The organism is Arcicella sp. GW822-FHT02H01 (genome assembly GCF_058802005.1).
Map to the genome: position 1 here is coordinate 1,567,217 of NZ_JBXANT010000001.1, position 25,073 is coordinate 1,592,289.

Below are 25,073 nucleotides of genomic sequence, written 5' to 3' on the forward strand. Positions count from 1 at the left end.
TCACTAACTCACAATTCGCAACCCACTAACTCGCAATTCACTAACTAAAAACTCACAATTGAAACAGTTTCTCCAAATGATGGTATTCAATACCAAAATAAGCTTTGGTTGCTTTTAGTTTTTCTAAAATCTCTGGGTTCTTTTGTTGCACTTTCGGGTTCCTAATGCCTACTACTAATACATTTTTAGGCGTATGGGCATCCGAAATAAATTGAAACACTTTGGTTTTATAGCCAAAATATTCCAGAATCATCGCCCTGATACCATCCGTCACCATTTCTGCCTGACGTTCCAGAAAGATACCATATTTTGTCAGGAAGTCTAGTTCATTACTAGCTTTATGTTTTTCTATTTCTCGTCTAATCTGTTTATGACAACACGGAGCTACCACAATCAAATCGGCTTGGGCCGTGATTCCTTTATAAATAGCATCGTCAGTTGCAGTATCGCAGGCATGAAGAGCAATTAAAATATTCGTGCCAATGCTATTATAGTCTTCAATGGTACCTTCTACAAAATTAAGCTTCTCAAAACCCGTATTTTGGGCAATACGATTACATAATTGCACCATATCGGGTCTAAACTCTACGCCTGTTACCTCCGCTTCTAGTTTTAATACATTCGTCAGGTAGTCGTATAACGCAAAGGTTAAATATCCTTTCCCCGAGCCCATATCTGCTACTTTCAAAAGGTTTTGTGTAGGAATATCTTTGATTAACGTGCTTAGTATTTCTACATAATGGTTTATCTGTCGATATTTATCTTGTGCATTTTTATAGACATTCCCCTCTTCATCCGTAATCTTCAATTCATGCAAATAAGGCTTTTCTTGCGGTTTTATTAAGCGATTTTTAGCCTTGTCGTGTTCTAAAGAAGTAACATTCGGATTGGTAGAAGCATTTTTTCGAAGTACTGTTTTCTGATTGATTTTTTCTATCATCAAATCAAACTGTGTGCTAAAAAGCGTAGCAATATTAAAGCCTTCTTGTAAAGCTTTTTCTATTAAATCGATGCCTTCTGTTACACCAAAGTTTTTTACAATGTCTCGGGTTTTATAGCGATATGTAAAACTAAGTTTCTCTTCTTTTTTTATTAAAACTCTTTTGATATAAATATTTTTGAGTTGTTCTTCAGCACCTTTATAATTGCCTAATGATATTTTAACGAAAGAATTATTGAGCAGACTTTCATGGATAGTCTGGATAAATGTCGCTAAGTGTTCTGGTTGGTTCATGGTATGTGGATATTACTCAGCGATTTCAAATATTTTTGGCAAGCCCATTTCTCTAGCATAATGCGCTGTGCCGTGCTTGTGAACGAATCCTAACAAAGTGTTAGTATCAGCATGAAAGTCAAACTGAATATCTGGGTGAAGTTTCACGAGCTTTTTCAATAAAAAATCTACTCGTTTTACGATATAAAGGGCTAATGTATCCGACTTTGAATTGTACTTTTCTATCCATTTCAGTTGTTTCTCAAAACAATCTTTCAGGAGCTTCAACGTCAATTCTACTTCACCATACTTATCTTTCGTCACTTTTACATGACGGGTAATCTGAGCGTTGGTAAAACGCATATCCATCATCAAATAACCCGATGAGAAAACAGGCGTATCATATAAAGTATCAATGATGATTTTGATATCTTCTCGTCTCGACTCAACCGTTAGCCCTTCTTCTACCAAAGTAAAGGTTAATTGTTGAATCAATACCTCATCTTTGCCAATAAGCCTTAATAATAATTTATCTTTATCCTTCTGAGGCATTGAAACAATTGCCTGTTGTAGTTCTTTTTCTAATTTTGCCATTCCTAATACAAAAAGTGAAGCAATGATTTGTTGTTATCTTCATAACAAAGTTACGGATAAATGAGTTTTTAACGTATTAAACTGAAATTACTTGCTCGGGTACATCTTTTCCATGAGACATAAAGGACTATTCTTTGCCATCAGCATCATTTCGCTTTGGGCATTGTCGCTATTATATTTACTGAATTACCCAATCGATTTCGCTAATCCTTTGGTGTATGTTTTTATATTAATACAAATGCAGTTGTACACAGGCATTTTTATTACTGCTCACGATGCAATTCATGGCGTAGTGACACCCGATAACAAACGATTGAATAATGCCATTGGCTTTGTTTGTGCTACGCTTTTTGCCTTTAATAATTATTATAAATTATCAAAGAAGCATCATCTACACCATAAAAACGTAGTGACCGATGAAGACCCAGATTATTATGCAGGAGGGTTTTTCAGATGGTATTTGAAGTTCGCTTTAGAATATGTAACCCTCTGGCAGATTTTGTTGATGGCTATTACTTATAATTTATTAAAGCTGGTGTATCCGATGGAAAACCTCATTGTATTTTGGGAAATTCCTGCTATTCTGAGTACGCTACAGCTTTTTTATTTTGGCACATACCTCCCCCACCGTGGCGAACATGAAGCCCACGACCTCCACAAAGCTCGTAGCCAAAAACTAAACCATGTTGTGGCGTTTATTTCTTGCTATTTTTTTGGTTATCATCACGAACACCATGCTTACCCCTATTTACCTTGGTGGAAATTGGCGGAGGCTAAAGAACAAGAAGAATTGATAAATAATAAAGCATAAAAGGGAAATGTAAATCCCGAAGAGATGTCAGGATTATAGCAATGATTGCATTGTTGTTTACAGAACCCTGAAAGGGTGAAAGAAAAGTTGTAAAGAATTCCTGTATCACCCCTTTGGGGTTTTAGCTTATTTGCTATTTTCTTGTCTATAATCCTGATATCCCTTCGGGATTGGCTTTATTCAGCTTTCTAAATTCACTTCACATTCAAAACTCAAAACTAAGAAAGTCCTAATTGTTTCAAATGATGGTCAAGATGGCGAACATAATCATTTGCCACAAATTCAAGGGTCACTAACTCTTGTCCCAACATAGGGGTCGTTGCATTTCCCCAATTAGTGATAGTGTCATAGTTCTCTTTGGGTAAATTAAGCAACACCCTACAAAAATGCTTGTTTAACAACACCCACAATTGCAGTAAATCTTTGCTATCATAATGTTGGTAATCAGCGGCTTTTACCCATTCGTTTTGTCGGTAAATAATATGTGCATTTTCTTGATATTGCCCTACTACCATTCTGCGAATATTACTTTGGGCAGAATCTATCAGATGTCCTAATACTTCTTTCTTAGACCACTTCTCTGGACTTCCTTTGGTTGCTAGTTCAGCTTCTGAGCATTGCGAAATATAGTTTTCTACTGCTGTAATTCTATCTTGAAGGGTAGCGACTACTGTTTCCATGCTATTGATATTCGGGATGTTTGGCGATAAATTTACGAAGGTTTCCCATAGCTCGCTCTCTTACTTGTTTTTTCAAGAAGGGAGTCCAACCTAAGAGCTTTCCTATCATTCCTAACGACTGCGACGACCAGCGATAAAAACTGAATTTATCACGATGCGTGAGAATCTTACCGTCTTTAAAAGTAAAACTAGCCTCTATGATATTATGCACTTTATTGCCCGATTGCGAGAAAGTGTACCACGCCTCCCAGTGTGCCTGCCCTGTATTGTCATCTGCTTTTACATCTGAATATTCTATGATGGTGCTTGCTCCTACTCCGCAAAGCATTCGCCACATGGCAGGAATTTCTTTGCCTTTCAAGTCAAAGGCTTCGTCTTTAAAGGTAGCTTCTGGATGATAACAATCACCCATTGTCTTGAAGTCTTTTACCTTAAAAGCTTCATAAAATGTCTGTATTAGTGTTTCGTTGGGAGTCATATTAAGTTTTGAGTTGTGAGCTGTGAGCTTTGAGCCGTGAGTTTTGAGCAGTGAGTTTTGAGCAGTGAGCTATGAGATTTCTTTAACTTATCAAACCTCTACATTAACATAGTCAAAAATATAATAATTGAATTTAATTTCTATTTGCTTATAAATAAGTTGATATTTATGTCAACCTATTTTAGGCAAACACACATAAAATCTCATAGCTCACTGCTTATAGCTTATAGCTTATAGCTTATAGCTAAAAAAAGCTACACCTTCACTTCCTTACCCGTCTTAGCTGCTTTAAAAATAGCTTCAATCAGTTTCATATCTCTTAAACCTTCTTCTCCAGGGGTAATATTAGGTTTGTTATTGATAATACAGTCGCAAATACCATCCAGTTCAAGTACTTGATGATAAACGATTGGCAATTTCATTTCTCCTTTTGATGTTTTTCCTTTTAATGGACCATAATCATAGGCGGGCGACATCTCTAAATTTCCATTTTCATAGCCTACATACAAACGTTGCAAACCACTGTTATAAGTAGTAGTATGGTTTGAAACCGCTCCACTCGGAAATTTCATTTGCCAGAAAAGCGTTTCTTCTACGCCTGGTAAGTATATATCTGGTCGTGTTTTTACGGTTTGTGCCGTCACTGAAATTGGTTCTTCGCCGGTGGCATACCTAGCCGCATTTAAGGCATAAATCCCCACATCCATCATTGGCCCTCCGCCTGACAATTTAGGGTTCAATCGCCACGCTTTTAAGTCACGCAACGGAAATCCGAAACTTGCCTCTACAAAAGTAACCTTGCCAAAATCTTTGTCTTTTGCCAAACGCATTACTTCGTTGGTAAATGGTTCGTAATGCAAACGATAACCAATAGCCAACTGAACATTGGCAGCTTTGCAGGCAGCAATCATTTCTTCGGCTTCTTTTACCGAAACAGACATCGGTTTTTCGCAAATCACGTGCTTGCCAGCTTTGGCAGCACGAAGGGTAAACTCGTGGTGCATTGAATTGGGCAATACCACATACACCACATCAATGTCTGGATTGTTGGCAATTTGGTCAAAATTTTGATAATTGTAGATATTTTTGTCTGGAATATTATACTTTTTCTTCCAAGTTTCCGCTTTTTCAGGCGTGCCCGTCACGATACCAACTAATCGGCAATTAGTCGTTTTTTCTAGTGCTGGGGCTAATTGATAGGTAGCATAATAACCCAAACCTACCAAGGCAACGCCTAATTTTTTCTCAGGAAAAGCGGCTTCGGCTTGTAAAGCTGAAAGCATAGGAACAGTAAGCGACGTAGCCGCAAAGGTTTTTAGGAAATCTCTCCGTGTGTTTTTCATAGTTAATCAGGAATATAAAATGGGGTTTATCGTTATTCAGTCTTGTATAGTTAACAGTATTTCAATTGATTTTCTTAATTTTAACGAATACATTTTTAAACTATTCGTCATCGACATTCACTCAATAAAATACCTTTATGAAAACTTATTTTTATGCCATTGCCTTCCTCCTATTTACTTGTTCGTTATCAGCAGACAAACCTGCTTATATGCTTTATAACAAGCAATTAAAAGAAACTTCTTACCAAAAGATGATAAAAGAATTGGCAACAGCCGATATTGTTTTCTTTGGTGAATTACATGATAATTCTTTAAATCATTGGCTTGAATTACAGGTTACTAAGGATTTATTTGCGCTCAAAAAAGAAAAATTGGTACTCGGTGCCGAAATGTTTGAGGCGGATAACCAAACTGTGTTGACAGAATACCTCAAAGGTTTTATTACTGCCAAACAATTGGAAACCGAAGCAAAAGTATGGCAAAATTATCAAACTGATTATAAGCCTTTGTTAGATTTTGCGTTGAAAAATAAATTGAACTTTGTAGCCTCTAATATTCCTCGTAGATATGCCAGTATGGTATCAAAAGGTGGATTAGAAGCCCTCAATCAACTATCAGAAGATGCCAAAAAGAATATTGCTCCCCTACCCATCGAAGTAGATTTAACATTGCCTGCCTATGCCGAAATGATGAAGATGGGCGGTATGCACGGCAGTGGTGGCTCCAATATCTCTGCAGAAAATATTACCAAAGCACAAATTATTAAGGATGCCACAATGGCAAACTTTATTTTAAAGAATTGGCAACAAGAACAGTGTTTTTTACATTATAATGGAAGTTATCATTCAAATAATTTTGAAGGGATAGTTTGGCATTTGAAAAGAAAGAATCCTGCGTTGAAAATCGTGACGATTAGCACGATTGAAGAAAGTGACATTGAACATCCATCAGACAAAGCTAAAAACTCAGCAGACTTTATTATTGCTATTCCTGATGATATGACGAAAAGCTACTGAGGGGGTTAAGGACTAAAGGACTTTATGACTAGAAGACTAAAGGATTTTAGACACAAGATATTAGACTTTAGGATGTTGGGAATTAGAGAAAAAGAAGGAAATATTAAATCACTAATTAAAAAACAATCACCAACTCACAACTCACTCAATCACTAACTAAAAACAATCACTAATTCACAACTCACTCAATCACTAACTAAAAACAATCACTAACTCACAACTCACTAACTCACAATTAAAAAAATGCAAGACATAGAACCATTTTATAATTGGGAAAACCTTTATGTAGCTTCCAAAGATCCACGCTCACCTTTTTATGAGCGTCTTTATAATACGTCCTATTATGAACACGATATTTATGGCTACTTTATTCATCCTTTTTGGGATGAATTTGAATCGGAAACATTATATTGTAAGATATTATTTTGTGATTACGACCTCCGTTTTGTCATCATCGAAATGTTTGGTGAATGGAATGATACCCTCCACAATGATATCATGTGGTTTAAACGAAATGTGATAGACCACCTCATCAATCAAGGTATCAATCAATTTATCTTGGTGGGCGAAAACGTGCTGAATTTCCACGGGAGCCACGAGGACGATTATTATGCTGAATGGTTTGAAGAGGTAGAAGATGGCTGGATAGCAGCCTGTAATTTCAGAGAATTTATCCAACAGGAATGGACAAAATTTCGACTAGATTATTATCTTAACTTTGGCGGAACGCTAGATGTAGTAAATTGGCGAGTATTAGCTCCCCGACAATTTTATGAAGTAATCAAAGCATTAATGACACGACGATTAAACTAATATTTTCCTTACAAAAGCAATGAGCGTAATTTTCACCACTATTACTAAAGACGAAGAAATCTGGCAGTTATTGGATTTACAACAAAAGAACTTAACCCGAAATATTTCAGAGAATGTAGCCAACGACCAAGGCTTTGTAACGGTTGTTCATAATTTCAAATTGCTTGCTCGCATGAATGATGCCTATCCGCAAATCATTGCCAAAGATGGCGACCAAGTGGTGGGCTATGCATTGGTAATGCCCGAAAGTTTTAGAAATGATATCCCCGTGCTTACTGCCATGTTTACGATGCTCGATGAACTGGAATATAAAGGCAAATTGGTGAAAGATTACCGCTATTATGCAATGGGGCAAATTTGTGTGGCGGAGGGCTATCGTGGGCAAGGACTTTTTGATGGACTATACGCCAAACATAAAACTGAATTGTCAGATAAATTTGAGCTATGCGTTACCGAAATTGCCAAACGTAATACTCGTTCTTTGGCAGCCCACAAAAGAGTAGGCTTTGAAATTATTCACGAATATTTTGATACTACCTATCCTGAGCTTTGGGAAGTGGTAGTGTGGGATTTGAGGGAATAGTAGTTCATAATTAATAACTTCCTCTTAGCGAGCGACTTATTAGCTTTCATAAAATAACCGTTCCTTTTGTATTTTGGTTAATGTTTTTACAGATTGTTCCAAGAAAGTCCTCTATGTTCAACAATCCTACGTCATCATAATTTTGATGTGTAGCTAACAAAGGCTAAAAGAACGATTATTTCATGAATCTTAATAAGTCGCTCGCTAAGAGGAAGTTATTAATCCGTATTCTGTATGCCTAACCCGTGTTCTGTGGCACACAGAACACAACATTTGACTATTTTGGCTTATAAAAACATTGATATGAAAATTTAGCTTTGTGTTCTGTGTGCCACAGACCACGGTTATAATTTTTAGCCACAAGCATATAAGTATTTCAAAATCAATAACTTATCACTAGCGAGGGACTTAAGTCCCTCGCTAGTGATAAGTTAGAAATTACCAAACAATCGTTTTGCCAAAACTAAATCTACCAATCCATCCTCTGGAATTTCTAAGAAATACGCTAATTGCCATTGTTGGGTCTTCAAAGCTTGTTTGCTATTGGCAATATCCCAAGGAGGATATACTCTAAGGGCTCTTTTCCCTTCTTTATGATTACCTGACAATATCCCTTTTTGGAGTAAAACAGCCTTAGGAAAGATAAATTGCCCAAAATGATTGTCACTTCTGGCGCTAATTACTACTAAATCTATCTCATCATCAATGTCGTAAGGTTCAATAATTCCTTCGTTATTTCTTTTCCATAAGGTAACAAATTGCCCCGTTTTTGTTGGTGTAATTTTAGCCATACGATATTTGATATTTAGACTATCAAGCTTAAAATCACAAGCACCATATTCAGCACTTTCAGCTTCTGGAGTAGGTGTAGTACAATTGACACTACATTGATTATATACTAATGCTTTAGCAAGGAGAAAATCATTAGTATATAATTCGTTTTTTGATTTCATTACTTATTTTTTACTCTTATATATTTCTCCACAATTACGCGGTCGACGCCTAGTTTTTCTAGCTTCTCTACGCCTTTTTGGATTAAAGTATCGTTCTGGATTTTCACGACAAAAGTGAATTTATTATTCTCCCAATTTTTGTCGATAAAATACTCTAAGTATTCAGTGTAAACACTATCTACCAACGTATACTCACCTCCACCCGCTGTAAAGGCAATGGCTGAATCTTGTTTAGCAATTGGGTGGCTTAAAAAAGCAAAATGACTGGGGTTGATAATTTTAATCATTTTTACTTTCGTGTTAAAGGTTGAAAAGGAAGTATCTTTTTCAATGGTTTCTGCCGAAACCAATTCCCATGTGCCAATGATAGGAAGGCTCTCTTTTTCTTTAACTTTACAAGCAAACATGGTAGAACATAGCAGTCCCCCTAAAATAATTCTAGTTGTTATTTTCATAGTTTTTAGTTTTTTACAAAAATCAAATTATTCCCTTGAATTTGTAGCTTGTACTATCCAGATAGAAAACAAAGACACGCCTTTGATGAAGCGTGTCATGGTATTATTATCACGCGTGTTCTAACCCGTGGTCTGTGGTACACAGAACACAAAACTAAATTTTCATATCCATGGCTTTACCAACCAAAATAGTCAACTATTATGTTCTGTGTGCCACAGACCACGGTTGAAGAATATTTTTGGGTTTCAATCTTTATTTTTAGCGAGGGAATTAAGTCCTACTGATTACCCACATCTTTTAAAAAGTTGAAATGGAAATGTTATTATTGATTAAATTAGCTTAAATGTACATAAATAGTCTTTAAAACCAGCCATTAAATCTCTCATCTCTAGCGAGGGACTTAAGTCCCTCACTAAAAATAAATTATCATCAACCTACACCTTCCCCTTTAAACTTTTTAGCTCTTGAAAAATCTAAGCCTAGTACAAGGATTATTATCAACTTCAGATTCCTTACAGAATCCTTCCTTAACTTTGTTTCATCAAAATCAATAATACATCAGCATTTATATAAAATCGTATGAATAAATTACTAATTGTAGTGTTACTTGTCATGAGTAACTTTTTTGTCTTTGCACAAACTAAACCAAGTAACAGCCTATCTGGTAAATTGATTGATGGTACTACTAAAGAGCCTCTCCCTTTTGCTTCTGTTATTGTATTAAAATCGCTTGAAACTGGAAAAGATTCTTTGCTCAAAGGCGTTAATGCTAACGAATTAGGCATGTTTCAACTCACTAATTTGCCTGCTGAAAAACTTAAAATCAGGGTATCTTTTGTAGGCTATCAGAACTATGAGCAAGTTGTTGAATTAACCAATCTGGAGACTGTCTTGGCTGACATCTCTCTGTTGCCAGAGCCTAAAATGTTGAAGGAAGTAACGGTAACGGCCACCAAAAGTACTACCTCAATGGGGATGGACAAGAGGGTTTTTAATGTAGAACGAAACCTCACTACGGTAGGTGGTACGGCTGAGAATCTACTGCGTAATTTGCCTTCGTTAACTATTAATGCAGATGGCTCTGCTAATTTAAGGAATATGGGGGCTACGATTTATATCAACGGTAAACCCACACAATTGAGTTTAGCACAAATTCCAGCGGGACAAATTGAATCGGTTGAAGTAATTTCAAACCCTTCGGCTAAGTATGAAGCAGCGGCTTCGGGCGGAATTGTCAACTTGATTTTGAAGAAAAATCGTGAGGCTGGTTATAACGGTACCGCAAGTGTAGGTATTGGCAATAATTCACGGTATGATGGCATGGTAAACCTGAATGTGAACCAAGGAAAATGGAATTTTTCAACCATCTATAACTTTAATGCGACCAAAAATCCGCTGAATGGTTATGCTTATCGTACAAACTTCACTAATACAGGGGTTATTGCAAGTTATTATAATCAAAATACGGATGTTTCCTTGAACAACCTTTTTCATAATATACGTTTGGCAACAGATTATAACCTTGATAAAGCTAATACACTTTCGTTGGCGGGTAGTTATGTGACGGGTGAATATAATTCAGAGACCAACCAACAGTATCAGAATTTAGATGCTAATAAGGCATTAGTAAGTTATGGTGGCAGAACTACGAAACCGCACAACACTTTTAATAACGTGGGTCTTGAATTCGACTGGAAGCATAATTTTGCTCAGAAAGGAAGAACGTTGAGTTTTGTGAGTTCGTTTACCAGAAATAATTTATCGAATGCTGCCAATTGGTTTACAACGGCTTTGAATGCCGATGGGAATAGTCAGGCGGGGTTTCCTGAAACGGATATTATTGCAGGAAATACCGTGGGAAGCCAGATACTTGCCCAATTGGATTATGTAAAACCTATCAACGATTCTACTAAGCTTGAGATGGGCGTAAGAAGCTATACCTATATACGTGACCAACAATATCTTTTTTCAAAACTAGATGAAGCAAGTAATACCTTGATTCTTCAGAAGGATTTTTCACAGGATGCTAACATTACAGAAACCATCAATGCTGTTTATGTGATGTATGCTACCAAATGGAAAAGGAATGTTAGTTTTGAAGCTGGCTTACGCTTTGAACAGTCGAGCCTGACGGGCATTTCAAACCTTGATGCTAAATCTAGCTTTGGCTATAAATTTCCCTCAAGCGACGGCTCTAATTTAATTAAAGCGTTGTTCCCTTCGCTATCTATCAGTAAAAAACTGAATGCCGACTCGGAGGTTGGTATTAATTTTAGCAGAAAAGTTGGTCGTCCTAATTTCAGACAATTGTTTGTCGGAATTCAGGCAAATGATAAACAGAATATTACGATTGGTAATCCACAAATTCAACCTGAGTTTGTTAATACTGCTGAGTTGAACTATAATACTTCGTTAGGAAAGGTAAACTGGCTGTCGAGCTTCTATTACGTATATGAAGACAACACTATTAAGCAAATTGTACAAGCGTCGCCAACAGACCCTTCTGTATACGTCACTACCTTTATTAATGCACAGGCTGATATTCAAACAGGTTTTGATAATACATTGACTTTTGCGATAGGTAAACGCCTTAACTTCTTAGCCAATTTGAATGTACTCAATATGGTATTGAAATCGGCAGATTATGAAAAAAGGTTATGGCGTTTTAATAGTAAGTTGAACATTACTTATAAAGTAAGCAACAGTATTTCGGCTCAATTGAATTCAAATTATGACAGCAAATCGGCACAACTACAAGGCTATCGTCAAGGGATAAAAGCAATGGACTTTGCCCTTAGAAAAAGCTTTATGAACAACAAGGCTAGCGTATTGTTTACGATTAATGATATTTTTAATTCAAGAAAACCTATTACGATTTACGACCAGCCAACGTCATACCAAGAGTCGATGAACAGAAGGGAAGTAAGATTTTATAAAATCACCTTGCAATTGCCAATAGGTAACAGCACTGCTGCCAAGAAGAAGGAGCAAAAAATTACGCGTCCAGATGTTGATTTTAATAATTAGATTGATTACTGATGGCATGACTTGAAGTCATGCCATCAATGAAACCCTTCCTATTTTTTAAAATTATCCATCAACGTATATTATGAGCGTTATAAAATATAAGCAACTATTTCCACTCCTTGCATGACTAATACTACATAGTCTTGTAGTGAAATGCCTATCTTTTGCTTTGGTAAAAAATACCACAGCACTGCAGAAGCAAAGCAGAAGCAAATACCACAGCACTGTAGAAGCAAAGCAGGAGCAACTACCACAGCACTGCAGAAGCAAAGCTAGTATAATAAAACTATTAAAACTTAAGAAAACTATATAAACCATTAAAACAATAACAACAACAATGATAAAAAAAAGTATTGTTGTTAAGATGAATAACAATGCTTTATTTTTTTTGCCTTTGATTGCTATGACAAAATCAAGGGCAAAAATCAGGTGGAAAGGTTTTGTTTTTAAAAGAAAAATCGCTATATTTATATAAAGTTTTACAGCCTGTTATCTTCCGTGTTTTTGTTAAAATCAAAAAATCTTGCGCAGTTTTTTTATGGATGGGAATATTTATTGTTCCCTGATTAAGCTATTTTTTGTCCCCAAAAACCCTACTATACCTACCCCGTGAGACCACAGGAGAGTTTTAGAGCGTTGTAACCCTTAATTTGTATTATCATTTAAAAAAGATAAGATAGTCTTATTTTAATACAACGATTTCTTTTTTTATAGGACTTTATACATAATTCAACGCTATCACATTCAAGATGAATAAATTTAAGGGATTATTATTGGGTATTATTTCCACATTTTCTTCTTTGTACACTTTTGCTCAATCGCCAACTAGCTTCAAATTTGACTTTGGTGCTGGAAAAGTTGCTAAAGGATATACACAGGTCTTGCCTGAATCCGTTTACACCAAAGAAAAAGGTTTTGGCTTTTTGCCAAATGCACCCATCGTTTCAGAAACCAGAAAAGGTAAAGATGCGTTGACCTCAGATTTCTGTACCAGTACGCAGTCTTTCTATTTTACGGTAGATATTCCAGAAGGGAATTATAATGTAAAGTTATACCTAGGAGATACAAAAGGCACTTCAACCACCACCGTGAAAGTGGAAAACCGCAGGTTGATGTTAGAGAAAATAATTACACCAACAGGCAAAGTTGAAACCAAAGAATTTACGGTAAATGTAAGAACTCCTCGTATCAATGATACTGAAAGTGTAAAACTTAAACCGAGGGAATTTGAATACTTGCATTGGGATAATCAGTTGACATTTGAATTCGCTGATGTGAATCCTAAAATCTGTGGCTTAGAAATCACTAAAGCAGATGATTCAGTTATAACTGTTTTTTTAGCAGGCAATTCAACGGTAGTAGACCAAATCCAAGAACCTTATGCGGCTTGGGGACAAATGATTCCTAGGTTCTTTAAAGCCAAGGAGGTAGTTTTTGCCAATTATGCTGAATCAGGAGAGACTATCAAAAGTTTTGCAGGTGCCAAACGTTTGGATAAAGTAATGAGCCTAATGAAAGCTGGAGATTATTTCTTTATAGAATTCGCCCATAACGACCAAAAGGCGGGCTCTGGCGTTGAAGCAAATACGACGTACAAGGAATTTCTAAGATCATACATTCAGAAAACAAAAGAAAAAGGTGGCATTCCCGTGTTGGTAACTTCTATGCTTAGAAGAAATTTTGATGATAGTGGTAAAATCATCAACACACTAGGCGACTTTCCCGATGCGATGCGTCAGGTAGCGAAAGACGAAAATGTAGCTTTGATAGATTTGAATGCCATGAGCAAAGTGCTTTTTGAAACGATGGGACCCGACAAATCAATGAAAGCCTTTGTGCATTACGAAGCCAATACTTTCCCTGAGCAAACAAAGGCTATCCACGACAACACGCACTTTAGCAATTATGGTGCTTATGAAATAGCCAAATGTATCATTGAGGGCATTAAGCAAGCAAAATTAGGCATTGCTACATCAATCATCAGTGATTTACCTAGTTTCGACCCTGCTCATCCAGACGACGAAGCTAGCTTTAATTTTCCCCACAGTCCACTAGTACATGTTGTTAAACCTGATGGTAATTAAGACGCTCTAACTCAACTAACAATGAAATTAACTATTTTAAAAAGTATCATTTTCCTTTGTGCAGTATCGTTCCAAACGTCGGCACAACGTTTAATGGAAAACCTCAACAGAGGTATCATCGCCATCAACCAAGGCGGTGGGAAAGTATTTGTAAGCTGGCGTTTATTGGGTACGGAAGCACCTGATACCAAATTCAACCTTTACAAAACAACAGGCAATGCCAAAGCCGTTAAGCTTAATAAAGAGCCTTTGACAAAAGGTACCAACTTCGTAGATGAAAAGGTAGATTCTGCTAAAGTAAATACCTATTTCGTGAAGACTATTACGGGTAAAACAGAAGGAAATGCGAGTGAGTCTTTTGTACTAGCAGCTAATTCCCCTGCACAAAACTATCTTTCTATTCCTTTACAAACGCCTGACAGATATACTCCAAACGACGCGTCGGTAGGTGATTTAGATGGTGATGGTGTGTACGAAATCATCCTTCATCAAACAGGTATCGCTAAAGATAACTCTCAGAAAGGGGTTACTGATGAGCCTATTTTTGAAGCATATAAGCTAGATGGCACATTACTGTGGAGAATTAATTTAGGTAAAAACATTCGTGATGGGGCACATTACACGCAGTTTATGGTATATGACCTTGACGGTGACGGGAAGGCTGAATTTGCTTGTAAAACGGCTGATGCTACAATCGATGGCAAAGGCAAAGTAATAGGCGATGCTAAGGCTGACTATAGAAATGCTGATGGCAAGATTTTAGATGGCCCAGAGTTCTTTACCATTTTTGATGGCTTAACTGGTGCGGCTTTAGCGACTACCGATTATATCCCTGCCAGAGGTGACCTTGGCGGATGGGGTGGCAAAGGTGGAAACGGTGGCAATGACAAATCAGGTAATCGTAGCGACCGTTTCTTGGCATGTGTGGCTTATTTAGATGGAAAACTACCGAGCGTAATCATGTGTCGTGGATATTACGGAAGAACCGTTTTAGCTGCTTGGGACTGGCGTGGTGGCAAGCTAACCTCTCGTTGGGTGTTTGATTCTAAAGATGGCAGTAACCCTTTTTCAGGACAGGGTTATCATAACTTAACGGTAGCAGATGTGGATGCTGACGGCAAAGATGAAATTGTCTATGGCTCAATGGTCGTTGATGATAACGGGCAGGGGTTGTTTACGACTGGCTTGCGTCATGGTGATGCACTGCACGTTACAGATTTAGACCCTTCTCGCCCTGGCTTAGAAGTATTTGGTGTACATGAAATTGAAGAAAAAACCGAAGGTCCAGGTGCTGCTTTGTATGATGCTAAAACGGGTGAAATCATCTGGCGTAAAAATGAAGGACAAGACGCTGGCAGAGGTGTAGCCGAAGACATTGACCCTAGTAACGAAGGGGCAGAAATGTGGTGGTCGGGCTCAGGCGGACTGTTTAATGCAAAAGGTGATAAAATTGGTGATAATCCGAGTTCAACCAACTTTGTGATTTGGTGGGATGGTGATTTATCGCGCGAGCTACTAGATGGCAACCATATCGACAAATACAAAGTGAGCAGGTTGTTTACTGCGGAAAACTGTTCTTCAAACAATGGTACAAAATCAACGCCTGCATTGAGTGCCGATTTATTTGGCGACTGGCGTGAGGAGGTAATTTTTAAAACCAACGATAAAAAGGAATTGCGTATTTTTTCAACGACGATTCCTACAGAACACCGTTTACCGACGTTGATGCACGACCCGCAATACCGACTAAGCATCGCTTGGCAAAATGTAGGCTATAACCAACCGCCACATACAAGCTACTTTTTAGGAACAGGCATGAAAACTCCACCGAAGGCGAATATAAAAGTGAAGTAAATTATTGAGTGAGTGAGTGATTTGTGATTGAGTGATTGATTTAGTTGCGAGTTACGAGTTAGTAAATTGAAAGTCAATGAGTTGATAAATATTATAACACATCTATCATTCATTTGCAGCTAAAACAATCACTAACTCACAATTCCCTCATTCACAACTCACAACTAAAAACAATCACTCAATCACTAATTCACTAACTCACAATTCACTAACTCACAACTAACTCAAACAAAAGATATGAAAAAAAACATAACAACGCTCTGTCTTCTTGCACTGATAAGTATCTGTCAGCTACAGGCACAGAAACTTCCTAAAAAGCAGGAAATGTTAAAGGCTTTAACAGTAGCCAACGATTATTTTATGACCAAATGGGCTGATGTTTCTGCCCCGATTGTGCGTCCTGATAAAACTCGTCCAAGTAATATTTGGACACGGGGGGTATATTATGAAGGGTTGATGGCCTTGTATAGTGTTGACAAACAAAAACGTTATTATGACTATGCCGTGGCATGGGGAGAAGCCCATAAATGGGGTTTGCGTAATGGCATCAAAACTCGTAATGGCGATGACCAATGTTGTGGACAAACCTATTTGGATTTGTATTTGATTGACCAAAAACCTGAAAGAATCCGTGATATCAAAGCATCAATCGATAGCATGGTAAACAGTACTAAAAAAGACGATTGGTCGTGGGTAGATGCTTTGCAAATGGCAATGCCTGTGTTTGCTCGTTTAGGACAAATCTACAAAGATGATCGTTATTACGAAAAGATGTATGAGATGTATATGCATACCAAGACGATTCATGGAGACAAGGGATTATATAACCCTGCTGAAGGACTTTGGTGGAGAGATAAAGATTTTGACCCTCCTTATAAAACGCCTGCTGGTAAAAACTGTTACTGGTCGCGTGGAGATGGCTGGGTAGTGGCTGCGTTAGTAAGGGTTTTAGAAATTATGCCTAAAAACGCCCCCCATCGTGAAGAATACCAAAAGACTTACTTAGAAATGATGAAAGCCTTGCCTCCACTTCAACGTGCTGATGGCTTCTGGAATGTAAGCTTAACTGATGAAACTGATTTCGGTGGTAAAGAATTAACAGGTACGGCTTTGTTTACTTATGGCATGGCATGGGGTATCAACCACGGACTATTGAGCAAAAAACAATACTTGCCTATCATCGCCAAAGCAAGCAATGCGATGCTGAAAGACTGTGTACAACCTAATGGATTTTTGGGTTATGTACAAGGCACAGGAAAAGAACCTAAAGACGGACAGCCTTTGAGCGTTGACAAACAACCAGATTTTGAAGATTTCGGACTAGGCTGTTTCTTATTAGCAGGTTCAGAGGTTCTGAAAATGAAATAGGCGGTTAAGCGTTAATCCTTCCTATTAGCTGGTGACTTAAGTCACCAGCTAATAGGAATAAATTTGATAATCAAAGTATAAAAACAACAACATGAAGCGCATTTTAATTCTATCAAGTATTATTTTTCTTTCTTTTACCTTCTTTAAAAAAGAAAAACCTACGCTGTATATCATCGGTGATTCTACCGTGAGAAATGGCTCAGGTAAAGGTTCTGACGGACAATGGGGTTGGGGAAGTGTAATTCAAGATTATTTTGATACCACTAAAATCCATATCGAAAACCATGCGATTGGTGGCAGAAGTAGCCGTACATTCTTGACAGAAGGACGTTGGGATAAAATCATGGCTAATCTTAAAAAAGGAGATTATGTGATGATACAGTTTGGTCATAATGACGGCGGAGCATTGAATGACAGTACACGTGCCAGAGGAAGCATCAAAGGAATCGGCGAAGAGACCGAAGAGATTGATAACATGATGACTAAAAAACATGAAACCGTACATACTTACGGCTGGTACATGCGTAAATACATCAATGAAACTAAAGAAAAAGGTGCGCAAGCCATCGTATTCTCGCCAGTGCCACGCAATGTGTGGAAAGGTGGAAAAATCCCGAGAGATACTTATGGAAAATGGGCTGCTGAAACAGCTAAAACTACGGGGGCTTTCTTTGTAGATTTAAACGAATTAGTTGCAGTAAAATACGAGCAGTCGGATGAGGCTACTTTAAAGAAAAACTACTTCCCTATCGACCATACACATACTAATTACGAAGGAGCAAAAGTGAACGCTCAGACAGTAGTAGAAGGCTTGAAAGGAGTGAAAAAATGTAAATTGAATAAATATCTAAAGTAATCATACTGATTGCCAATCTCAAAAATACTGAGGATATGACTTGGAGTCATACCATCAATGCTCTTATCACTAGAGAGGGACTTAAGTCCCTTTCTAGTGATTAACTATTTAATTATCAAAAACTTACAAACTTATAGATAATCTATAAAACTTAAGTCTCTCTCTAGGGATAAGGATTCCCTACTCTCCACAGAACCATACAAACCAACTTGTACATTTCGACTTATACACTTAACTTGGAAGACTATGAAAATTCAACTCTAAACAATTCCTCCAATGTCCAAACATACCTTGTTGCTGTTATGTTGTGTAATAATTTGTTTTTTAAAGTCAGTCAGTGCTCAAAAAAAGGCTTCCCTTTATAAAGGCACTCCCTATCAAGATGCTTTGTATAAAAAGGGCGCACAGAAAATCCCAGGAAAACTGCAATGTGAATACTATGATTTGGGAGGTGAAGGTATTGCTTATCATGATGCTGATAGCATTAACTCAGGAAGCGGTCGCCTCAATAAAGTGGATGGCAGTTATTTACATTCCTTTCGTATTAACGAACCCGTTGATATTTCATACACTAAGTTTCAAGACCCAGCCATCGACAATTCAAGCTATAATTTGGCACCCACCAAACCAAATCAATTATATGTGGGCTGGACGATGCCCGGTGAATGGATAAAGTACACTATCGACGTTCAACAAGCAGGTACTTATCAATTAGGAATCATGTTTACTGCCAATAAAAACGGGGTAATTTCCTTTTCGGTAAATGATGTCGCTAAAACGGGGCAGATTACCATTCCTTCGACCTTTGCAGCCGCAGATACCATCGCTTGGCGTCAGTGGCATCACTGGAATTATCTTGATAATATAGCAACAATTAAACTTCAAAAAGGCATTCAAACTTTTACGATTCATACTGTTGATGTAGGTAATATGAATTATGATTATATTAATTTTAGGAAGATAGATTAAGTGTTTTTAAGTTTTGTAATCGCTCACAACATAAGTACAAAAAAGAATTCTTCTTATTGTATCATTCTGATACATTTTTGTATTATTTTTGAAATGAAAGGCTAATTTTCAATCAAAAACAATCAATCGTATCTTATTTGTATTCCTCCTCGATTATGAAAAATCCCAGATTATTCACCAAAATCATGGCTCAGTGTCTGTTGATGACTTGGCTGATATTAGGTAATGCTTTGTATTCCTCAGCACAAAGTCCCAACAATAAATTACTTTTCGGGGTAGCTTATTATGACGAGTATATGCCTTACGAACGTTTGGATAAAGACGTTACCATGATGAAAGAGGCAGGTATTAACGTAGTTAGGATTGCAGAATCGACATGGAGTACCGTTGAACCACAAGATAATGTCTATGATTTTTCGCATATCGACCGTGTATTAAATGCCATGCACAAAGGAGGAATCCATGTGATTATCGGAACGCCTACTTATGCCGTACCGACTTGGTTAGTCAAAAAATATCCTTCGGTATTGGCTACTACTGCTCAGGGACAAAACCGATATGGCGTTCGTCAGAACATGGATATTACGAATGAACACTTTAGGTTTCATGCAGAAAGGGTGATTCGTAAAATAATGGAACATGTAAAAGACCACCCTGCCATCATTGGCTATCAGGTAGATAACGAAACCAAGCATTACAACACCGCAGGCGATAATGTTCAAAAAGCATTTGTAGCCTATATGAAAGCAAAATACAAAACTTTAGAGGCTATCAACAAAGCTTTTGGGTTAGACTATTGGAGCAATAGAATTAATAATTGGGATGATTTTCCATCGACAGTGGGTTCTATCAACGCCAGTTTGAATGCTGAATTTTCTAAGTTTCAAAGACAATTAGTGACTGACTACTTGGCGTGGCAAGTGGCTTTGGTAAAAGAATACAGCAAACCTACTCAGTTTGTTACTCAAAACTTTGATTTTGACTGGCGAGGAATTTCTTATGGTATTCAAACCGATGTAAACCATTTTGATGCAGCCAAAGCAATGGATTATGCGGGTGTTGATATTTACCACCCAACACAGGATTTTTTGACAGGTATCGAAATTTCTTTTGGTGGTGATTTAGGTCGTTCGATGAAGAATGGCAAAAACTATTTGGTGATTGAAACAGAGGCACAGGGTTTTCCGCAGTGGGTTCCCTACCCTAATCAGTTACGTTTACAAGCCTTTAGTCATATTGCCTCTGGGGCAAATATGTTGGAATACTGGCATTGGCATTCTATCCATAACTCAGCAGAAACCTACTGGAAAGGCTTATTAAGCCACGATTTTGAACCAAACCCTACTTACAACGAAGCAAAAACGATTGGTAAAGACTTTGAAAAATTAAGCCCAAAGTTAATCAACCTCAAAAAACAAAATGATGTAGCCATCCTATTTAGCAACGAAGCCCAAACGGCATTCAATGCTTTTAGTTTTGGTTGGGGCGCTAGAGAGCGTTATAATGATATTCTTCGTCCGCTTTACGACGCCCTTTATCGGATGAACGTCGGCACCGACTTTATCGACCCGAGTACTGCTAATTTCGAAAAGTATAAATTAATTGTGGTACCTGCACTATATGCTGCCTCTGACGAACTATTGAACCGACTAAACACTTTTACCAAAAACGGAGGGCATGTAATATATACCTTTAAAAGTGGGTTCTCGGACGAAAACGTAAAAGTAAGAACTAGCCTTCAGCCCGGTATCGTCAATGAGGCGTGCGGTATTTCATACAGCCAGTTTACTATTCCCAATAATGTTTCGTTGAAAGGCGACCCTTATCAGGTAGGAACAGCCAACAACAAAGTAAACACGTGGATGGAGCTTATCACGCCAACGACTGCCAAAGTATTGGCGTATTACGAACACCCAGCTTGGGGTAAATACGCAGCCATTACTCAAAATGAATATGGCAAAGGCGTAGCAACCTATATCGGCTGTATGACGACTGAAAAAATTACAGAAGGCGTATTGAAAGAAGCACTAAAGAAAGCGAATCTTTGGGGAGCGAATCAGAACTTGTACTTTCCTTTAATCACTAAAGAAGGCACGAATATGGCAGGCAAAAAAATCCATTATTACTTTAACTATTCTGCCGAAAGTAAAAGCTTAAAGTATCCTTTTAAATCAGGGAAGGAATTGATTTCAAACACTGGTATTCAGCTAAATCAAAATATTGATTTAGAGCCTTGGGGATTTAAGATTGTTGAGGAGGAATAGGGTTTGCTTGCTTCCCTTCTCCGTGGTCTGTGGCACACAGAACACTTACTCCACTGTGTTCTGTGTGCCACAGACCACGGGGAAGGGAAGCAGATAATAACGACAATATTTTTACAACAACTATAATGACAGATATAGACCAAAAACTTGAAACACTCTACGATTTGTTAATTGATAATTCTGAGCTACTTGAAGCTGAGTTAAAAGACTTAATTGCTAATCCAAACAAAATTAAAGATACTAACAAATTTGCATCATTATTAAGTGAACTACACAATTCAGCTTTTATCAATCCGCTATTGTCAACAATTAGTCTATCTGATAAAGATGATATTTGGTTAAGCGATTTTTTATATGCTGTAGTAAATTTATTGGAAGAGAGTTCAGAAAATGATGCCTTTGATGTGCCAGAAAACCTTGTTGACAATTTAAGCATTTGGATTCTTGAAAACAAAGGTGAACTATCTTGGAAAGCTGTCATCTTATTAAAATTCTACCAGTCTGAGGTGGCAGAGGAGATATTTTTGAAAAAATTAGAAGAACGGGATGATTTCTTTTTAACTTATATAGAATGTGTTTCAGGTCTTTTAAAGTATGATAAAGATAAATATTTCCCATTATTGGTACAAATTGCCAATGATGAAACAAGAGATATTCATCTAAGAGAATTTTGTACTGAAAATATACTAAAATACAGTTAATCTGTTTTTGCATCTGTATAAAAAACATCAACCTAATATCTTAATTTTGTTTACTCTATGACATTAATTGCAATATTCTTCCCTTTTCTTTCATTCCTTCTGCGTGGAAGAATACTCACTGGGATTATCTGTTTGCTTTTACAGATAACATTAATTGGTTGGATACCTGCGGCAATATGGGCTGTTATATCATTACAAAATGCTAGAGCAGAACGACGTAATGACAAATTGATTAAAGCTATTAAATATAGATAGGCAACGTATGATTTTTATATCTCTCACCGTGGTCTGTGGCACACAGAACACTTCGCTAATGGTGTTCTGTGTGCCACAGACCACGGAGAAGAGAAAGAACCACGGAGAAAGAACACAGGCGATAATCAATCCCCATCATCCATAATAATCCGCGACAAAAGCCAGCGGGTCATCAGGTGTTAGGATGATTTTTTCGTCTTCGGTTGTTCTTACCAAAACGGTATTGTCTTTTCTGGTGGCATACCATGTCATACTTCCCATTTTGGTATTGGCAAATTTCCCGAAATACCCATAGTATCCTCCTACGCCAAAGGTTCTGAGTGAATAAGCTAAGTTTTCAGGATTTAATACCTCCACACTCACGATTTTATACCGCTCTATCGCTAAATCTTTGATGGGTCTGTGGATAATAAGGCTACTATCGTTGATGGTATAACTCATAGGTCGATAAGCATAAGCTAGTCCGAAGACTAATAGCAAGAATATTCCTGTTATCAATTTAAACTCTAACCCAACTTCTTTCATTACTGTAAAGAAACTGATGATTGAAACGGCGAATAAGATATTAATTGCAACCGTCGTTACTTTTACGAATTTATCTAAGGAAGCTGTATGTGTCATAATCTGTTAGCTAAAAGGGTTCATAGAAATCAATGGCAAAGTAATCACTAAACCGATAACTTAAATTCAACGACAAACGTTGTTCCTTTATTTACTTGACTAACAACTGATATAGTAGCATTGTTCAGCTCAACAAATCTCTTAACCAACATTAAGCCAATACCAATGCCTTTTTCTTTTTTAGTGCCATAGGTAGAGATACTTTTCCCCGACTCATGAAATATTTGTTTTAGCTTTTCTTCTGACATTCCCAAGCCGTTGTCTTTTACTAAAACTTTAATATTGTCTGCTGTCTGCTCATAGCTTATCATAATTTTACCAGTGGGTTTGGTAAACTTAATAGCATTGGCAATGAGGTTCTGAAAAATGATACGAACCTGATCAGCATCTGCTTGTATGATGGTTAATGCTTCTTTTTCATGAATAATTTCTATCTTTTTTTCATTGGCCACAGCTACAAAAACACCTAATATTTCATCAATTACCCCTGTTAACGATAAATCTATTATTTCAGTTTTCAGACCATCGCGTTGGCTATTTGCCCATGTCAACAGGTGTTCAAGCATGGCTGATGTTACCGTCATTTGCTCAAATACTTTGTCGAGCATCATCTGTTTTTCATCCTCCTCTAACTCTTCCGATTTAAATAGTTCTAATGTACCCAACATCGCTGCGAAGGGACTTCTCAGGTCGTGCCCTATGATAGAAAACAGCCTATCTTTCGTTTGGTTAGAATTATTTAGTTCATCATTTTTCTGTTCAATCAATTGATTTTGGGTATTGATGTAATCAGATTTCTTCTGTAAATCGTCGTATAATTTCTTCGTTCTAGAGGCAGTCCTAAAAGCCATTACCGCAATCACCATCAAGAATAAAGCGACAAGGATAATGAACACAATAAGCATCCTATCGGCAAGCTGTTTTTCTTGTGCTATTTGATTCTCTTTGGTCAATACTTCATTTTCAGCCTGTTTTTGTTTCAGATAGAGGGCGTTTATTTCTTTATCCTTCGATTCATTAAATAGGCTATCGCTATATTGTTTATCCATCAAAAGGTACTGATAAGCCTTGCCTGAATCTCCGACAGCACTATAAGATTGATGCAATATCTTTAAGGCTTGCTCTATATCCCACTTAGTATTTGTCTTTTGAGCTAACACAAGTCCTTTGCGACTACAGAATACAGCCGCTTTATATTTGCCCAATTTGTAATAACATTTCGCCAGACCTGTATAGGCAAAACTATTCTCCCAATCGTTCTGATAACTAGTATTTTTAATGACAGATGAATAGTAGAAAATGGCTTTATTTAATTGTTCTTTCTGTAGATAATAATCTCCAAGCCTGTTGTCTGCCATAGCCAACAAATGCTCTTCATTGATTTGTTTACTTACTGATTTAGACAGCAAGAGGTAGTAAATAGTGCTATCAGATTTATTTTCCAGATAACACAAGCCAATATTAAAGTAGTTGGCCGAAAGCCTATTTAGTTTATTAAGGCTTTTATTGACGGCTGCTGCTTTTAAAAATTCTTTTAAAGCTAAATTAATTTTGTTCTGAGCAAGATAAATAAGTCCGACGATATTTGAAGCATTAGCCACCCCCAATTTATCATTATTTTGGTTACTAATCGTTAAAGCTATCAGGCTATTGTTTAATGAAAGGTCATAATTTCCTTTCATGTAATGCATCTTGCCAAGCATGGCATAAGCCCTTGCACGACCTTTATTATAATTTATTTGCTCTGCTAATGCCAATGCTTTGTTAGAGTAAATAAAGGCACTATCAGATACCGTTTCCATGTATTCAGAGGAAATGGCATTTAATAAATTAATCGTTGCAGTATCAGGTTTTGTCTGATTTACAACCGTAAGTTTATTCCATTTAGAGAGCAATTGCTCTAGCTTTTTTTGTTGAGAAAAAACGATGAAAGGAAATAAAAGAAGAAAGATTATTAACCTAAAAACTTTAAAAAACATAATCTTAAAAGGATAATATGGTAAAAATACTGCTTGGGCATTCATTCAGTAAGTTATCTCAACTTAGCTTACTATAAATATAGTATAAAGAAATTTGATTCTTGAATACATATCGGATAATTTTAAATGGAAAGTTTTGTTTACCCCCTTGCTTA

At 37.1% G+C, this 25,073-nt stretch carries 22 protein-coding genes; 13 read left to right on the plus strand and 9 right to left on the minus strand.

Annotation, left to right across the window (positions count from 1 at the left end; translation table 11 throughout):
- Positions 1–52: 52 nt before the first annotated feature.
- Positions 53–1,234, minus strand: coding sequence for a class I SAM-dependent methyltransferase (locus tag AC1RNE_RS06720; protein WP_492800251.1), 1,182 nt, complete (start codon positions 1,232–1,234; stop codon positions 53–55).
- A gap of 12 nt (positions 1,235–1,246) precedes the next feature.
- Positions 1,247–1,807 carry a hypothetical protein gene (locus AC1RNE_RS06725; RefSeq protein ID WP_492800252.1) on the minus strand — a complete coding sequence of 187 codons (561 nt, stop codon included), beginning with the start codon at positions 1,805–1,807 and terminating at the stop codon, positions 1,247–1,249.
- Positions 1,808–1,919: 112 nt separating this feature from the next.
- Here AC1RNE_RS06725 and AC1RNE_RS06730 point away from each other — a divergent pair, with 112 nt between their 5' ends.
- Entirely contained in the window at positions 1,920–2,618 is a 699-nt protein-coding gene (locus tag AC1RNE_RS06730; protein ID WP_492800253.1) for a fatty acid desaturase, read from the plus strand.
- A gap of 218 nt (positions 2,619–2,836) precedes the next feature.
- On the opposite strand, the gene AC1RNE_RS06735 is transcribed toward AC1RNE_RS06730, so the two are convergent.
- The 3 genes from AC1RNE_RS06735 to AC1RNE_RS06745 form a co-directional block, all read right to left on the minus strand.
- Positions 2,837–3,298: a DinB family protein gene (locus AC1RNE_RS06735; RefSeq protein ID WP_492800254.1), complete on the minus strand. Its 462-nt coding sequence runs from the start codon at positions 3,296–3,298 to the stop codon at positions 2,837–2,839.
- Between the two features lies 1 nt (position 3,299).
- Entirely contained in the window at positions 3,300–3,776 is a 477-nt protein-coding gene (locus tag AC1RNE_RS06740; protein WP_492800255.1) for a nuclear transport factor 2 family protein, read from the minus strand.
- 254 nt (positions 3,777–4,030) lie between these two features.
- Entirely contained in the window at positions 4,031–5,119 is a 1,089-nt protein-coding gene (locus tag AC1RNE_RS06745; protein ID WP_492800256.1) for a Gfo/Idh/MocA family protein, read from the minus strand.
- Between the two features lie 137 nt (positions 5,120–5,256).
- Between AC1RNE_RS06745 and AC1RNE_RS06750 the strand changes: the two genes are divergently transcribed.
- From AC1RNE_RS06750 to AC1RNE_RS06760, 3 genes are all read left to right on the plus strand, one after another.
- Positions 5,257–6,135: a ChaN family lipoprotein gene (locus AC1RNE_RS06750; protein ID WP_492800257.1), complete on the plus strand. Its 879-nt coding sequence runs from the start codon at positions 5,257–5,259 to the stop codon at positions 6,133–6,135.
- 243 nt (positions 6,136–6,378) lie between these two features.
- Complete coding sequence (locus AC1RNE_RS06755; protein WP_492800258.1) at positions 6,379–6,948, plus strand: hypothetical protein; 570 nt, start codon at positions 6,379–6,381, stop codon at positions 6,946–6,948.
- A 19-nt stretch (positions 6,949–6,967) separates the two neighbouring features.
- A complete protein-coding gene (locus tag AC1RNE_RS06760) occupies positions 6,968–7,531 on the plus strand; it encodes a GNAT family N-acetyltransferase (RefSeq protein ID WP_492800259.1) in 564 nt (187 codons plus the stop codon).
- A 431-nt stretch (positions 7,532–7,962) separates the two neighbouring features.
- Here AC1RNE_RS06760 and AC1RNE_RS06765 read toward each other — a convergent pair whose 3' ends face one another.
- Together AC1RNE_RS06765 and AC1RNE_RS06770 are read right to left on the minus strand one after the other, a co-directional pair.
- The gene (locus AC1RNE_RS06765; protein WP_492800260.1) at positions 7,963–8,484 is read right to left on the minus strand and encodes a MepB family protein; all 522 of its coding nucleotides are present in this window, start codon (positions 8,482–8,484) and stop codon (positions 7,963–7,965) included.
- The gene (locus AC1RNE_RS06770; protein WP_492800261.1) at positions 8,484–8,939 is read right to left on the minus strand and encodes a hypothetical protein; all 456 of its coding nucleotides are present in this window, start codon (positions 8,937–8,939) and stop codon (positions 8,484–8,486) included. Before AC1RNE_RS06770 ends, AC1RNE_RS06765 begins: the two co-directional genes overlap by 1 nt.
- Positions 8,940–9,519: 580 nt before the next feature.
- Between AC1RNE_RS06770 and AC1RNE_RS06775 the strand changes: the two genes are divergently transcribed.
- From AC1RNE_RS06775 to AC1RNE_RS06815, 9 genes are all read left to right on the plus strand, one after another.
- A complete protein-coding gene (locus AC1RNE_RS06775; protein ID WP_492800262.1) occupies positions 9,520–11,967 on the plus strand; it encodes a TonB-dependent receptor in 2,448 nt (815 codons plus the stop codon).
- 749 nt (positions 11,968–12,716) lie between these two features.
- Positions 12,717–14,051: a rhamnogalacturonan acetylesterase gene (locus AC1RNE_RS06780; protein WP_492800263.1), complete on the plus strand. Its 1,335-nt coding sequence runs from the start codon at positions 12,717–12,719 to the stop codon at positions 14,049–14,051.
- A gap of 21 nt (positions 14,052–14,072) precedes the next feature.
- The gene (locus AC1RNE_RS06785; protein WP_492800264.1) at positions 14,073–15,905 is read left to right on the plus strand and encodes a rhamnogalacturonan lyase; all 1,833 of its coding nucleotides are present in this window, start codon (positions 14,073–14,075) and stop codon (positions 15,903–15,905) included.
- A gap of 237 nt (positions 15,906–16,142) precedes the next feature.
- The gene (locus AC1RNE_RS06790; protein WP_492800265.1) at positions 16,143–17,273 is read left to right on the plus strand and encodes a glycoside hydrolase family 88/105 protein; all 1,131 of its coding nucleotides are present in this window, start codon (positions 16,143–16,145) and stop codon (positions 17,271–17,273) included.
- Positions 17,274–17,364: 91 nt separating this feature from the next.
- The gene (locus AC1RNE_RS06795) at positions 17,365–18,129 is read left to right on the plus strand and encodes a rhamnogalacturonan acetylesterase (RefSeq protein ID WP_492800266.1); all 765 of its coding nucleotides are present in this window, start codon (positions 17,365–17,367) and stop codon (positions 18,127–18,129) included.
- A gap of 276 nt (positions 18,130–18,405) precedes the next feature.
- The gene (locus AC1RNE_RS06800; protein ID WP_492800267.1) at positions 18,406–19,098 is read left to right on the plus strand and encodes a carbohydrate-binding protein; all 693 of its coding nucleotides are present in this window, start codon (positions 18,406–18,408) and stop codon (positions 19,096–19,098) included.
- 155 nt (positions 19,099–19,253) lie between these two features.
- Entirely contained in the window at positions 19,254–21,362 is a 2,109-nt protein-coding gene (locus AC1RNE_RS06805; protein ID WP_492800268.1) for a beta-galactosidase, read from the plus strand.
- A gap of 125 nt (positions 21,363–21,487) precedes the next feature.
- The gene (locus AC1RNE_RS06810; protein ID WP_492800269.1) at positions 21,488–22,063 is read left to right on the plus strand and encodes a hypothetical protein; all 576 of its coding nucleotides are present in this window, start codon (positions 21,488–21,490) and stop codon (positions 22,061–22,063) included.
- Between the two features lie 57 nt (positions 22,064–22,120).
- Positions 22,121–22,318 (plus strand): YqaE/Pmp3 family membrane protein, encoded by a 198-nt coding sequence (locus AC1RNE_RS06815; RefSeq protein ID WP_492800270.1) that lies wholly within the window; start codon positions 22,121–22,123, stop codon positions 22,316–22,318.
- Between the two features lie 135 nt (positions 22,319–22,453).
- Here AC1RNE_RS06815 and AC1RNE_RS06820 read toward each other — a convergent pair whose 3' ends face one another.
- Both AC1RNE_RS06820 and AC1RNE_RS06825 read right to left on the minus strand, forming a co-directional pair.
- Entirely contained in the window at positions 22,454–22,939 is a 486-nt protein-coding gene (locus tag AC1RNE_RS06820; RefSeq protein ID WP_492800271.1) for a PH domain-containing protein, read from the minus strand.
- A gap of 47 nt (positions 22,940–22,986) precedes the next feature.
- Positions 22,987–24,963, minus strand: a complete 1,977-nt coding sequence (locus AC1RNE_RS06825; protein ID WP_492800272.1) for a tetratricopeptide repeat-containing sensor histidine kinase — start codon at positions 24,961–24,963, stop codon at positions 22,987–22,989.
- Positions 24,964–25,073 lie beyond the last annotated feature (110 nt).